Below are 12,747 nucleotides of genomic sequence, written 5' to 3'. Positions count from 1 at the left end.
TAGACAGTAGGGGGAGGACTCACTTGAGGGGTTTGAGAAGGGCGACGGCGTTCGGCTCGGCCGGAGCGCTCGTCACAGCGACGCTGATAGCCGGCGCCGTCGCGGCCCCGACGGCCAGCGCGGAAAGCCGCCACGGCCAGGACAGCCAGACGCGCGGCGCCGCGATCGCCGCCGCTCGCGCGGCCAAGGCAGGCATCGACTGGACGGACTGTCCGGCCGACTGGGGGATCGCGAAGCCCATCCAGTGCGGCTGGGTCACCGTCCCGCTCGACTACGCGAAGCCCAACGGCAAGAAGATCAAGCTCGCCGTGGACCGCATCGGCAACACGGGTACCAAGGCGGAGCGCCAGGGTGCCCTCGTCTACAACCCGGGCGGCCCCGGCGGCTCCGGACTGCGCTTCCCGACCCGGGTCACCAACAAGAACCCGCTGTGGGTGAAGGCGTCGAAGGCATACGACTTCGTGGGCTTCGACCCGCGTGGCGTCGGCCACTCGGCGCCCATCTCCTGCATCGATCCGCAGGAGTTCGTGAAGGCGCCGAAGATGGACCCGGTGCCGGACTCCGAGGCCGACAAGCGCGCCCAGCGCAAGCTCGCCGCCGAGTACGCGGACGGCTGCGCCGAGCGCAGCGGCGACATGCTGCCGCAGATGACGACCCCCAACACCGTCCGCGACCTGGATGTCATCCGGGCCGCGCTCGGCGAGAAGAAGCTCAACTTCCTGGGCGTCTCGTACGGCACGTACATCGCCGCCGTCTACGGCACGATGTACCCGACCCACGTCCGCCGCATGATCGCGGACAGCGTCGTCAACCCGTCGCGCGAGAAGATCTGGTACGAGGCCAACCTCGACCAGGACGTCGCCTTCGAGATGCGCTGGAAGGACTGGCAGGACTGGGTCGCCAAGAACGACGCGGCCTTCCACCTCGGCGACACCCGGGCCAAGGTCCAGGAGCAGTGGCTGAAGCTGCGTGCCACCGCCAAGAAGAACCCCATCGGTGGGGTCGTCGGCCCGGCCGAGCTCATCGGCTTCTTCCAGAGCGCCCCGTACTACGACTCGTCGTGGGTGCCGGTCGCGACCGTCTTCAGCAAGTACGTCGCCGGTGACACCCAGGCACTCGTCGACGCCGCGGCCCCCGACCCGTCGGACACCGCGGGCAACATCGCCTCGGAGAACGGCAACGCCGTCTACACGGCCGTCGAGTGCACCGACGCCAAGTGGCCCACCAGCTGGAAGAAGTGGGACCGCGACAACACCAAGCTGCACAAGAACTACCCGTTCATGACGTGGGCCAACGCCTGGCTGAACCTGCCGTGCGCGACCTGGCCCGCCAAGCAGCAGACCCCGGTCAACGTGAAGTCCGGCAAGGGTCTGCCGCCCGTCCTGATCGTGCAGGCCACGCGTGACGCCGCGACTCCGTACGAGGGTGGCGTCGAGCTGCACAAGCGGTTCAAGGGCTCCCGCCTGATCACCGAGAAGGACGCGGGCTCGCACGGTGTGACCGGTCTGGCCAACCCCTGCATCAACGACCGGGTGGACACCTACCTGCTCACCGGCAAGGTCGACTCGGCCGACGTGACGTGCACCCCGCACGCCACGCCCAAGCCGTAGCAGTAGCGGTACGAGGAAAGATGAGGGGCGGCCGGGAATCCCGGCCGCCCCTCATCCTCGTTCATGCCCGCAGCCAGGCGTCCTCCGCCGCGTAGTCGAAGAGGTCGCCGTAGTTCTGGAACATCTTCGGGTACGCCTCCCGCCAGTCCCGCCCCGCCAGTTGCCGCTCGATCCAGGCGACGGTGTCCGGCAGCGTCTCCGCGTACCGCGCCACCGCCCGGTACCCCAACTCCCGTTCGGCGGCGGCCATGTCGCAGACCACCGGGTGCGGAACGGACCACGGGGTGTCGCCCACGGCCCCGGCGGGCGCGGGTCCGTCGACTAGGACGCTCTCGGTCTCGACGCCCATCACCGCGTCGATGGCGATGCCGATCTCCGCCACCGTGGGCGCGTCGGGATCCACGGCGTTCAGCACCCGGGCGCCGGGCCTCCGCGCGGCCAGGCGGACCAGCTCCGCGATGTTGTGGACGCTGGCCGGATGGAACCGGCTCTCCCCGCCGTACGCGAGTACGCGCCGACGCCGGCCGTCCAGGTTGCGCTTGACGAAGTACAGCTCGCGCGGGGTACGGCAGTGCGGCCCGTGGATCGCGCCCGCTCGCAACAGCGTGGTCGGCAACTCGTCGGCAGCGGCGAGGAGTTCACGCTCCAGACCGGCCTTGCGGGTGCTGTAGGAGGTTTCGGCGGGTGCGATGGTCCGCTGGTCCTCCGGCAGGGGCACCGGATATTCCGGGAACCCGTCGGGCTGCTCCTGCGTATCGAAATTGCGGCCCTTGTCGTCCTCGTACACCGACACACTGGAGATCACCACGGCCGATCCGACGCGACCGGCCAGATTCGTCAACTGCCGTGCGTGCTCCGGCCCGTAGGCCACCATGTCCACCAGTACGTCGCAGCCGTCGCCGACCGCGGCGGCCAGGGCGGAGTCGTCCGCGCGGTCCGCCCGCGCCGTCCGTACCCCGTCGGGCCAGGACTCGTCCTGTCCGCCGCCCCGCGAGACGGCCGTCACCTCCCAGCCGTCCTCGGCGAGAGCCCCCACGGCCACCCGCCCGATCTGTCCCGTCGCTCCGATCACCACAGCTCGTCCCATGCGGCGACCGTAGGGCTCCGGCGGCCGGGATCCCAGTGCATTAGCTCTGGGCAGATCGTCCCGGCCCGACGGACATCGGCCCGGCGAACATCGGCCCGGCAGGTATCGGTCCGGAGGGCATCGGTCCGGCGGGAGTCACCTCAGCGGCATACGCGGGAACTTGCGCTTCGCCTGCGCCGCCGCCTTCTCGGCGGCCTCCTCCGCCTTGACGACGGCCGCGTACCGGTCGACGTACTCCTGCTCGGAGAGGGTGAGGATGGCGTACATGATCTCGTCGGTGATGGCGCGCAGGATCGCCTTCTCGTTCTCCATGCCGGAGTAGCGGGAGAATTCGAGGGGCTCGCCGAAGCGGATCGACACGGGGTGGATCTTGGGGATCTTCCGGCCCGGGGGCTGGGCCTCGAAGGTGCCGATCATCGCGCACGGGATGACCGGGACCCCGGCCTTGAGCGCCATCACCGCGACGCCGACCTTGCCCTTGTAGAGGCGGCCGTCGTGCGAGCGGGTGCCCTCCGGGTAGATGCCGAGCAGCTCGTCCTTGCTCAGTACGCCGAGGCCCTCGCGGATGGCCGCCTGGCCCGCGTCCTTGCCGGAGCGGTCCACCGGGATCTGACCCGCGCTGCGGAAGAAGGCCGCTGTCAGCCGGCCTTTGACGCCCGGGCCCGTGAAGTACTCGGCCTTGGCGAGGAACGTGATGCGCCGCTTGAGGATCGCGGGCATCAGGAAGTGGTCCGAGAACGACAGGTGATTGCCCGCGACGATGGCCGCACCCGTCGCCGGTACGTGCTCCAGACCCTCGATCCGAGGGCGGAAGACCAGCCGCAACAGCGGTCCCAGAATCACGTACTTGAGAACGTAATAGAACAAGGGGTCGCTCCTCACTTCACAGGATCGGCTCAACCGCCGCGTTCTGGCTGGTCAACAGGTGTGCTGCGGGACGCCAGTGTATGTGCAGAGGCGGATCTCCGTAACCGTCCCCGAACGCACTCATGGTGCCCCGCTGCCCTCTTCCGGACCACCCGTCAGGGCAGTACCTGGCCAGATCCTGACGCGTCGCCGCTGCCCAACTGGTCGGCCAGGCAGGCGAGATACAGCGCCATGGTGGTCCGGTGCTCCCGCAGGGGCCGGCCGGTGATCTGCTCGATCTTGTTCATGCGGTAGACCACGGTGTTGCGGTGGACGTGCAGGGCCGCGGACGCCCGTACGAGGTTGAAGCCGTTCTCGCACCACGCGGTGATCGTGTCGCGGAGCACCGGCCAGTCCGGCTGGGCGCGCAGATCCGTGGCGGTCAGGGCGAGCAGGCGGTTGCGCGCGGGCTGGCCGACCGCCGCCAGCACCTGGTGGACCCGCAGATCGGTGATCAGATGGACGGGCGCACGGCCCGCCAGCCGGGCGCCGAGTCGCAGCGCGTCGCACGCGTCCTGGTACGAGTCGTGCAGGGCGCCGACGGAGGCCGCCGGTTCGCCGATTCCCGCGCGCGCCGTGAGGCCGCCCTGCGCGGCGATCAGGTCGGTGACGCGTCGGCAGTCGACGGACAGGGCGCCCTCGGGCTGGTCGGGCTGGAGCCGGTGCAGTACGCCGATCCAGCCGGGAGCCGTCGTGGCGATGATGTCCTGCGGGTCGGCGAACACCTCGCGGACCGTGCGGAGCAGCTCAGAGCGGACCAGTGCCATGTCCCGCGTCGGCGTGCCGTGCCGACGGCCGCCCGTGTCCGGCACGGTCACCTCGAACGCCACCGCGACCCGCCGCAGCCGCAGGTCGAAGCCCAGCTCGGCGGCCCGGAAGACGAGGAAGTCGCCCTCCACCACCTGCGGGTCGTACGAGGCGAGGTCGGCGAGGAGCTTCTCGGCCGCCCGTTCGGCGAGCAACCGGGAGCGGAGCATCACCGACTCCCGGAGCAGGATCTCCGTCTGCCGTTTCACCAGCAGGCCGAATCGGCGGACCTGGGCAGGCGTACCGGTGATACCGACCGTCCCCACGGCCTGCCCGTCGGTGACCAGCGGCAGCGTGACACCCGGGCGGACGCCCTGGAGCAGATGGGCCTGCGTCGCGTTGTGAGTGGCCGGTTCCTGTGTACGGATCACCTCGACGGACGCCTCGTGGAACGTGCCGACCCGGTGGGTGTCACCGCTGCCGATGACCATCCCGTCCGCGTCGGTGATCAGCACGTTGAAGCCGATTACCGCGGAGGTGTCCCCGGCGATCTCCTGAGCGAGCGACGGACTCAGCACGGGCGTTCCTCCCGTCGAGGGGACGGACCGGGGATGGATCGGGGACGGACGACGACGGACCGGCGGTGGATCCGAGGTGTCGAAGTGGACGCACCGTACAGCAGGCCGCGCGATTTCGGCCCCAAGTTCGTACGAAGTGAACGGTGACGCACGACCGGCCGGTCCCTAGCGTATGAGCCCATCACATCCCCGCCGGGGGCACAGCGCGGTGAACGGCGGGCCCCTTCACTGCCGATACCCGTGCCGTTACGGAAGGCCCAAGCCGATGATCCGTGTGCGCTCACTTGTCGCTGTTTTGTCAGCGATCCTCCTGATGCCGGCGGTCGCCGGCTGTGGTTCGGACGGCGACGACGAACCGAAGAACGTCTCCGCGAAGACCGCCGCGCTGGGCACGATCACGCCAGGCGTGATCAAGGTCGCCGTCCAGCCGTACGCGCCCTACACCAGCGTCCAGGGCGGCAGGATCGTCGGCCTGGACGGCGACATCCTCGCCTACGCGGCGAAGAAGCTCGGCCTTGAGGTCAAGCCCCAGGTGACGGACTTCGCGGGCATGCTCGCCGGGGTGCAGTCCCGCCGCGTGGACATCACCATCGGCGGCGTTGCCTGGTCCGCCGACCGGCAGAAACAGGGCCTGTTCACCGACCCGCCCTACTACTCGCCCCCGGCGATGGCCGTACGGTCCGGCAAGACGTACAAGACGGTCGACGACCTGAAGGGCCTGCAGCTCGGGACGGTCGAGGGGTACGTCTGGGTCAAGTCCATCCAGGCCGTGCCCGGTGCCGAGCTGCACGCCTACCCCGACGCCAACGGCGTGTTCGACGACCTCGGCGCGGGCCGCGTGGACGTCGGCTTCCTCGACCCGCTGATCATCATCGCGGCACAGAAGGAACGCCCGGAGCTGAAGATCGACACCCAGTACATGACGCCGCCAACTGCCGCACAGGTCAAGGCGAAGCCGGCGTACGAGTACTTCCAGCCGTACCAGACCGGCTTCTACCTGCCCAAGAAGGCCACCAAGCTGGAGAAGGCCATCTCCGCGCAGATCGACGCCATGTACGAGAACGGCGAGCTGGAGAAGCTCGTCAAGAAGTACGGCGGCGACCCCGAGCAGTTCCTCAAGCCCTCCGCCGACGTCGCCACCGCGCGCCGGGGAGTGGACCGGCCCCAGGACTGGACGCCCCCGTCCATCGCGCAGTGAGGGGAGGAACATCCATGAACGACATCGCCTCCGGCCTCTTCCAGGTCCCGTGGTCCGAATACCGGCCCGACCTCCTCGACGCACTCTGGCGCACGGTCTCCTACACGGCGGTGAGCTTCGTCGGCGCGGTCGCCCTCGGCCTCGCGGTGGCACTGCTGCGGCTGAGCAAGGCGTGGCCCGCGCGGGCCGTCGCCGCCGTCTACACCGAGGTCTTCAAGAACGTCCCGCTACTGGCCATCATCTTCCTGACCTACTTCGGCCTGGCCTCCGCCGGGCTCCGGCTGGACGTCTTCACGGCCGGCTGTCTGAGCCTCGTCGTCTTCTACGCCGCCTACCTGTCCGAGATCTTCCGCTCCGCGATCAGCGGTGTTCACGCCGGGCAGACGGAGGCGGGCGAGGCGCTCGGCCTCGGCAGGACCGGCATCTTCAGCCACATCGTCCTGCCACAGGCCCTGCGGCAGGCGCTGCCCGGCACCAACACCATGCTGGTCGACCTGCTGAAGTCCACCTCGCTGCTCGTCACCGTCTCCGCCGCCGAGCTGATGTCCGAGGGACGGCTCATCACCTCGGCCACCTTCCGGGCACTGGAGGTCTACCTGGTCATCTCGGCCATCTACTTCGCCCTCTGCTACCCGCTCTCCCAGCTCCTCCTGCTGCTGGAGCGGAAGGTACGGGCGGGCGTCCCGTTGTCCCCATGGCGCCGGCGCCGGATGCGGGCGGCCCGCGCGCTGCTCGCGAGCGACCTAGTCGTGGATGCCGACCGGAAGGAGGTGACGGCATGACCGAGCCCGTCATCACCACCAAGACCCCCGCACCTGTGACCCCCGAAGCGGTCGTACGGATCGACGGGCTGAGCAAGTCCTTCGACGGCCGCCTCGTGCTCGACGACGTCCACCTGGAGGTCGGCCGGGGCCGCATCGTGAGCGTCATCGGCCAGAGCGGCGGCGGCAAGACGACGCTGATGCGCTGCGTCAACCTCCTCGAACGGCCCGACAAGGGCACGGTCGAGGTCGCCGGAGAGGTCGTGCACCAGGGCGGTCGTACGGTCTGCCGCGACCTGGCCCGGCTGCGCCGCACCGTCGGCATGGTCTTCCAGCGGTTCCACCTGTTCCCGCACCTCACGGCCGTCGAGAACGTCGTCCTCGCCCAGCGCAAGGCGGGCATCCCCGAACAGGAGGCGCTGGAACGGGCCGTCGCCCTGCTGCGCCGGGTCAAGGTCGCCCACCGCGCCCTCGCCCACCCCGACCAGCTCTCCGGCGGCGAGCAGCAGCGTGTGGCAATCGCCCGCGCCCTCGCGCTCAAGCCCGAGGTGCTCCTCTTCGACGAACCCACGTCCTCCCTGGACCCGGAGGCCACCCGGGAGGTCCTGAGCGTGATGCGCGAACTCGCCGCGGACGGGATGACCATGCTGCTGGTCACCCACGAACTCCCCTTTGCCCGCGAGGTGGCCGACCACGTCGTCTTCGTCGACGGCGGCCGGATCGTGGAGGAGGGCACGCCCGAGGACGTCCTCGACAGCCCCGCCCAGGCCCGTACCCGGGAGTTCCTCGCCTCGTACGGAACCGCGTCATGACCGCTGCGTCCACCGCGGCCGGTACGACGGGTCCGGTCGGCGACCACCCCGTCGTGGTCGTCGGAGGAGGCGTCGTCGGACTGTGCACGGCGTACTACCTGGCCGTGGCCGGTGTCCCCGTGGAGGTCGTCGAGCGGCGCGGTCTCGGCTCCGGGGTGTCCCGGGGCAACGCCGGCTGGGTCTGTCTCAGCCATTCGACGCCGGTGCCCGCCCCGGGGGTTGTGCGCTACGCGTTGCGTTCGTTGGGCCGGCCCGATTCGCCGCTCTATCTGCGGCCGTTGCCGGACCCGGCGTTCGTACGGTGGCTGTGGCGGTTCTGGCGCAGCAGTACACCGGCCGCCTTCCGGCGCGGCTACACGGCGATCGCCGAGCTCAACCAGGACACGTTCGACCTCTTCGACGGCCTGCGCGAGGCGGGGGTCGACACGACGCTGACCCGGCCCGGCATGGTGCACGCCTTCCTGTCGGCGACCGAGGCCCGGCACCATCTCGCGGTCCAGCGGGAGATGGCGGACGGCCGCTATCCGATGCCCGACGACGTGACCACGGGTCCCGGGGCGCGGCTGCTGGACGACGCGCTGTCGTCCCGGGTGCGGGCGGCCTATCTCGTCGAGGGGGAGGGCGTGGTCGATCCCGAGGCGTTCGCGCGTGCGCTCGGGGAGGCGTTGGCGGCCCTGGGCGTGAAGGTCCACGAGAACGCGGAGGCGACCGGGTTCCGGTCCTCGGGCGGGCGGGTCACCGCGCTCCGCACCGCCCAGGGTGAGATTCCCTGCTCGGCCGTCGTGGTTGCCGCCGGAATGCGATCACCGGGTCTGCTGCGTGCCCTGGGGAGTCCGCTGCCCCTCCAGGCGGGCAAGGGCTACAGCTTCTCGGTGGACCTGGATCCGGCGCCCCGGCACACGCTGTACTTCGGCGAGCGCAAGGCCGTCGCGTCGCCCATCGGGGGCACCACGCGGATCGGCGGGACGATGGAGTTGAGCGGGAACAACAACCGCCTCGACTGGCGGCGCATCGTGGCTGTCGCGCTTGCCAGTCGGCACTATCTGGGGCGCTGGTTCGACGATCCGGACGACCTCGTCAGCCTGATCCGGGATCCCTGGGTCGGGGGGCGGCCCTTCCTGCCCGACGGGCTTCCGGTGATCGACCGTGTGCCGGGGTCCGAGAACGCGTTCGCGGCCACCGGACACGGGATGCTCGGGGTCACGCTCGGGCCGGTGACGGGGCACCGGCTCGCCGAGTACATCCGTACGGGGCGGAAGCCCGAAGCCCTTGCGCCGTTCCGGTTCGATCGGCTTCTGTCCTGAGCCGGCGTGCCTCGGACGGGGTGGGGTGTTGGCTGCGGGCCGGTAGGGGCTGGTCGCGCAGTTCCCCGCGCCCCTAAAAGAGAAGGCGGGCGCCCCCGCCTGGTGAGTGATGGGCGCCCCCCAAAAAATCCCTGGTGGGGCGCCCGAGCCGTCAGGCCCCTTCCGTCAGTACCTTTTCCAGGGAACCCAGGGCCGTCCGGAGTTCCTCCCCCGTGATCGTCAGCGGGGGAGCGAGCCGGATGGTCGAGCCATGGGTGTCCTTCACCAGGACCCCTTCGCGCATGAGGCGTTCGCTGATGTCGCGGCCGGTGCCGATGGCGGGGTCGATGTCGACGCCCGCCCACAGGCCGCGGGCCCGGAAGCCCTGGACGCCCTTGCCGACGAGGGCGTCCAGGCCGCCCCTCAGCACGATCCCCAACTCCGCGGCCCTGCGCTGGTATTCGCCCGTCTCCAGCAGTTCCACGACGGCCGAGCCGACCGCCGCGGACAGCGGGTTGCCGCCGAACGTCGAGCCGTGCTCGCCCGGCCGCAGTACCTGGAGCACATCGCGCCGCGCGACCACCGCCGATACCGGCACGATGCCGCCGCCGAGCGCCTTGCCGAGCAGGAGCATGTCCGGGACGACGTCCTCGTGCTCGACGGCGAGCGTGCGTCCCGTACGGCCGAGGCCGGACTGGATCTCGTCCGCGATGAACAGGCATCCGGTGCGCCGGGTCAGTTCGCGGATGCCGCGCAGATAGCCGTCGTCGGGGATGACGACCCCCGCCTCGCCCTGGATCGGCTCGATCAGGACGGCCGCGGTCGTCTCGTCGATCGCCGCTTCGAGCGCGGCGAGATCGTTGTACGGGACCACGCGGAAGCCCGGCGTGAAGGGGCCGAAGCCCGCGCGGGCCGTCTCGTCGGTGGAGAAGCTGACGATGGTCGTCGTACGGCCGTGGAAGTTGTCGGCGGCCACCACGATGGTCGCCCGGTCGGCGGGGACGCCCTTCACCTCGTACGCCCACTTGCGGGCCACCTTGATGGCGCTTTCCACGGCCTCGGCGCCCGTGTTCATCGGCAGCACCATGTCCAGGCCCGTCAACTCGGCCAGGGACTCGGCGAATTGGGCCAGCCGGTCGTTGTGGAACGCGCGTGAGGTGAGCGTCAGCTGGTCGAGCTGCCGGTGTGCCGCCTCGATCAGCGCCGGGTGGCGGTGCCCGAAGTTGAGGGCCGAGTAGCCGGCCAGCATGTCGAGGTAGCGGCGGCCCTCGACGTCCTCGACCCAGGCGCCCTCGGCGCGCGCGACGACCACGGGCAGCGGGTGGTAGTTGTGCGCGAGGACGGGCTCCTCGGCGCTGATCAGCTCGGCGGACGAACGCAGGGAGCGGCTGGGAGCGACGGTCATGAGCGGATCTCCTGGGTGCAGCACTTGATTCCCCCGCCTGCCTTCTGGAACTCCGACAGGTCGACGGGGACGGGAACATAGCCGTGGCGGGCGAGCTCACCCGCGAGCGCCTCGGCGCGCGGCGCGATGAAGACGTGGCGGCCGTCCGAGACGGAGTTCAGCCCGAACGCCATCGCGTCCTCGTGCGTGGCGATCACCGCGTCCGGGAACAGCAGCCGGAGCACCTCACGGCTGCCCGCGGAGAAGGCCTCCGGGTAGTACGCGATGTTCGCCTCGGGTCCGTCGTCGAGCACGAACAGCGCCGTGTCCAGGTGGTAGAAGCGCGGGTCCACCAGCGTGAGGCTGACCGTCGGGACACCGAAGAACTCCTGCACCTCGTGGTGGGCGGCCCGTTCCGTACGGAATCCGGTGCCGGCCAGCAGATAGCGGCCGGCGAAGACCAGGTCGCCCTCGCCCTCGCACACCGTCTCGGGGCGGTAGACGTCGAAGCCCGCGTTCTTGAACCACGTCTCGTACGCGGTCGACTCAGGGCGGCGCTGCGGCGCGTGGAAGAGCGAGCCGAAGACCCGGCCGGCCACGACCAGCGCCGAGTTCGCGGCGAAGACCATGTCCGGCAGACCGGCGACCGGTTCCACGCTGTCGACGGTGTGGCCGTGGGCGCGGTAGGCGCGGACCAGCTCCGCCCACTGTCCTCGGGCCAGATCCACGTCGACCTGTGTGTCCTCATGCATCCAGGGATTGATGGCGTACTGCACGGCGAAGTGTCTGGGTTCACAGACCAGAAAGCGCCTCGATCGCGGCACACGACTCATGGGCACAGAGGGGTTCCTCCGCTTTCCTGCGGTGTTGGGTGGGATACCTCAACGGTAGGAAGCGGAGGCCGGTCTCGACAAGAATCGGGGATTGCGCGTCACCGCAGGGATGCTGCGTGTTCGGACCGGTCCACGCACGATTGCTGCGTGGGTGGTCCGGAGGGGGCTCACTCCCGCTGTCCGGGCCGCAGAAGGCTCACGTTTCCGGGTCGGGCCGGCTCACGCCTCCGGAGCCGGCTGGCTCGCCCCCGCCTCCGGGCTCTCCGGCAGCAGATGCGACAGCACCATGTAGCTGATCGTCTTGCGGATGAACGGCTCCACCCGGATCCGCTCCAGCACCTCCTCGAAGTGCTCCACGTCCCTGGCCCGCACGTGCAGGAGTGCGTCCGCGCCGCCGGTCACCGTCATGGCGGCGGTGATCTCGGGATGGTTGCGCATCACCTCCGCGAGCCGCCGGGGCGGGGCGGCGCCCTCGCAGTACACCTCCACGTACGCCTCCGTACGCCAGCCCAGCGCGGCCGGCTCCACCGTCGCCGAGAACCCGGTGATCACGCCGGTCTCGCGCATCCGGTCGACCCGGCGCTTGACCGCGGTGGCGGAAAGACCGACCGCCGCGCCGATCTCGGCGAAGCTCGTGCGGGCGTTCGCCATCAGAGCCGTGACGATCTTGCGGTCGAGATCGTCGAAGGGGGCGGACGTGGGTGTCATGCGGGCACTGTATCCAGCGACGACGACCTGGCCCGCCGCATGTGCAGGCGTGCGAATTACTCCTACACTCCGGGTTCATGCTGCGCGCCCTCGCCGTCGACGACGAACCGCCCTCCCTCGAAGAGCTGCTCTATCTGCTGGACGCCGATCCACGGGTGAGCAGCGTCGAGGGCGCGAGCGATGCCACGGCCGCCCTGCGCCGGATCAACCGCGCCCTGGAGAGCGGCCCCGACGGCGACGAGGGCATCGACGTCGTCTTCCTCGACATCCACATGCCGGGCCTCGACGGTCTCGACATGGCACGGCTGCTCGCCGGGTTCGCCAAACCGCCGCTCGTCGTGTTCGTCACCGCCCACGAGGGCTTCGCCGTGCAGGCCTTCGATCTCAAGGCCGTGGACTACGTCCTGAAGCCCGTACGCCGGGAGCGGCTGGCCGAGGCCGTCCGCCGGGCCGTCGAGCAGATGGACGCGGCCCCGCTGATACCCGTGCACGAACCCGACCCGGACCACATATCCGTCGAGCTCGGGGGAGTCACCCGCTTCGTCGCCGTGGAGGACATCACCCACGCCGAGGCCCACGGGGACTACGCGCGGCTGCACACCGCCCAGGGCAGCCACCTCGTCCGCATCCCGCTCTCCACCCTCGAGGAACGCTGGCGCTCGCGCGGCTTCGTCCGCATCCACCGCCGCCATCTCGTCGCCCTCGGCCACATCAGCGAACTCCGCCTGGACGCGGGTACCGTCAGCGTCCTGGTCGACTCGGTCGAACTGCAGGTCAGCCGCCGTCACGCCCGCGAGCTGCGCGACCTGCTGATGCGCCGGACCGCGAGCTGAGGAGGCC

Annotated in this window: 12 protein-coding genes; 6 read left to right on the top strand and 6 right to left on the bottom strand. The window is 70.2% G+C overall.

All coding sequences use genetic code 11. From position 1 onward, the window contains the following. Window positions 1-23 precede the first annotated feature (23 nt). On the top strand, window positions 24-1,610 hold the full coding sequence (locus tag ACN20J_RS08905; RefSeq protein ID WP_246575580.1) for an alpha/beta hydrolase: 1,587 nt from the start codon (window positions 24-26) through the stop codon (window positions 1,608-1,610). Window positions 1,611-1,671: 61 nt separating this feature from the next. On the opposite strand, the gene ACN20J_RS08900 is transcribed toward ACN20J_RS08905, so the two are convergent. The 3 genes from ACN20J_RS08900 to ACN20J_RS08890 all read right to left on the bottom strand — a co-directional run bounded on the left by ACN20J_RS08900 (window position 1,672) and on the right by ACN20J_RS08890 (window position 4,928). Continuing rightward, window positions 1,672-2,697, bottom strand: coding sequence for an NAD-dependent epimerase/dehydratase family protein (locus ACN20J_RS08900; RefSeq protein WP_246575579.1), 1,026 nt, complete (start codon window positions 2,695-2,697; stop codon window positions 1,672-1,674). A 135-nt stretch (window positions 2,698-2,832) separates the two neighbouring features. Continuing rightward, window positions 2,833-3,564, bottom strand: a complete 732-nt coding sequence (locus ACN20J_RS08895; protein WP_189843824.1) for a lysophospholipid acyltransferase family protein — start codon at window positions 3,562-3,564, stop codon at window positions 2,833-2,835. Between the two features lie 155 nt (window positions 3,565-3,719). After that, a complete protein-coding gene (locus ACN20J_RS08890) occupies window positions 3,720-4,928 on the bottom strand; it encodes a CdaR family transcriptional regulator (protein ID WP_189843823.1) in 1,209 nt (402 codons plus the stop codon). Between the two features lie 313 nt (window positions 4,929-5,241). On the opposite strand from ACN20J_RS08890, the gene ACN20J_RS08885 reads away from it, so the two are divergent. Genes ACN20J_RS08885 through ACN20J_RS08870 form a run of 4 tightly spaced genes read left to right on the top strand, consistent with a single transcriptional unit; the run spans window position 5,242 to window position 9,003 of the window. After that, window positions 5,242-6,126, top strand: coding sequence for a substrate-binding periplasmic protein (locus ACN20J_RS08885; RefSeq protein WP_259333988.1), 885 nt, complete (start codon window positions 5,242-5,244; stop codon window positions 6,124-6,126). A gap of 14 nt (window positions 6,127-6,140) precedes the next feature. Next, entirely contained in the window at window positions 6,141-6,908 is a 768-nt protein-coding gene (locus ACN20J_RS08880; RefSeq protein WP_189843821.1) for an amino acid ABC transporter permease, read from the top strand. Further along, window positions 6,905-7,699, top strand: coding sequence for an amino acid ABC transporter ATP-binding protein (locus ACN20J_RS08875; protein WP_189843820.1), 795 nt, complete (start codon window positions 6,905-6,907; stop codon window positions 7,697-7,699). Before ACN20J_RS08880 ends, ACN20J_RS08875 begins: the two co-directional genes overlap by 4 nt. Then, a complete protein-coding gene (locus ACN20J_RS08870; RefSeq protein WP_259333987.1) occupies window positions 7,696-9,003 on the top strand; it encodes an NAD(P)/FAD-dependent oxidoreductase in 1,308 nt (435 codons plus the stop codon). Before ACN20J_RS08875 ends, ACN20J_RS08870 begins: the two co-directional genes overlap by 4 nt. Window positions 9,004-9,154: 151 nt before the next feature. Here the strand turns inward: ACN20J_RS08870 and rocD are convergent, their stop codons facing one another. The 3 genes from rocD to ACN20J_RS08855 all read right to left on the bottom strand — a co-directional run bounded on the left by rocD (window position 9,155) and on the right by ACN20J_RS08855 (window position 11,907). Further along, on the bottom strand, window positions 9,155-10,387 hold the full coding sequence (gene rocD, locus ACN20J_RS08865; protein ID WP_246575576.1) for an ornithine--oxo-acid transaminase: 1,233 nt from the start codon (window positions 10,385-10,387) through the stop codon (window positions 9,155-9,157). Continuing rightward, window positions 10,384-11,205 (bottom strand): dimethylargininase, encoded by an 822-nt coding sequence (gene ddaH, locus ACN20J_RS08860; protein ID WP_361908636.1) that lies wholly within the window; start codon window positions 11,203-11,205, stop codon window positions 10,384-10,386. Before ddaH ends, rocD begins: the two co-directional genes overlap by 4 nt. Window positions 11,206-11,418: 213 nt before the next feature. Next, window positions 11,419-11,907, bottom strand: coding sequence for an Lrp/AsnC family transcriptional regulator (locus ACN20J_RS08855; RefSeq protein ID WP_055617082.1), 489 nt, complete (start codon window positions 11,905-11,907; stop codon window positions 11,419-11,421). Window positions 11,908-11,984: 77 nt separating this feature from the next. On the opposite strand from ACN20J_RS08855, the gene ACN20J_RS08850 reads away from it, so the two are divergent. Then, entirely contained in the window at window positions 11,985-12,740 is a 756-nt protein-coding gene (locus ACN20J_RS08850) for a LytR/AlgR family response regulator transcription factor (RefSeq protein WP_055617081.1), read from the top strand. Window positions 12,741-12,747 lie beyond the last annotated feature (7 nt).

Source organism: Streptomyces sp. 2-1 (genome assembly GCF_048564895.1).
GTDB classification, from domain to species: Bacteria; Actinomycetota; Actinomycetes; order Streptomycetales; family Streptomycetaceae; genus Streptomyces; species Streptomyces phaeochromogenes.
Note: the sequence above shows the minus strand (reverse complement) of the source record. Positions and strands in the feature narration are given on the sequence as shown.

Excerpts from the sequence above, each read along its gene's own strand:
- ACN20J_RS08900 (WP_246575579.1), bottom strand. The coding sequence starts at position 2,697 with ATGGGACGAGCTGTGGTGATCGGAGCGACGGGACAGATCGGGCGGGTG.
- ACN20J_RS08885 (WP_259333988.1), top strand. The coding sequence starts at position 5,242 with ATGCCGGCGGTCGCCGGCTGTGGTTCGGACGGCGACGACGAACCGAAG.
- ACN20J_RS08880 (WP_189843821.1), top strand. The coding sequence starts at position 6,141 with ATGAACGACATCGCCTCCGGCCTCTTCCAGGTCCCGTGGTCCGAATAC.
- ACN20J_RS08875 (WP_189843820.1), top strand. The coding sequence starts at position 6,905 with ATGACCGAGCCCGTCATCACCACCAAGACCCCCGCACCTGTGACCCCC.
- ACN20J_RS08870 (WP_259333987.1), top strand. The coding sequence starts at position 7,696 with ATGACCGCTGCGTCCACCGCGGCCGGTACGACGGGTCCGGTCGGCGAC.
- rocD (WP_246575576.1), bottom strand. The coding sequence starts at position 10,387 with ATGACCGTCGCTCCCAGCCGCTCCCTGCGTTCGTCCGCCGAGCTGATC.
- ACN20J_RS08855 (WP_055617082.1), bottom strand. The coding sequence starts at position 11,907 with ATGACACCCACGTCCGCCCCCTTCGACGATCTCGACCGCAAGATCGTC.
- ACN20J_RS08850 (WP_055617081.1), top strand. The coding sequence starts at position 11,985 with ATGCTGCGCGCCCTCGCCGTCGACGACGAACCGCCCTCCCTCGAAGAG.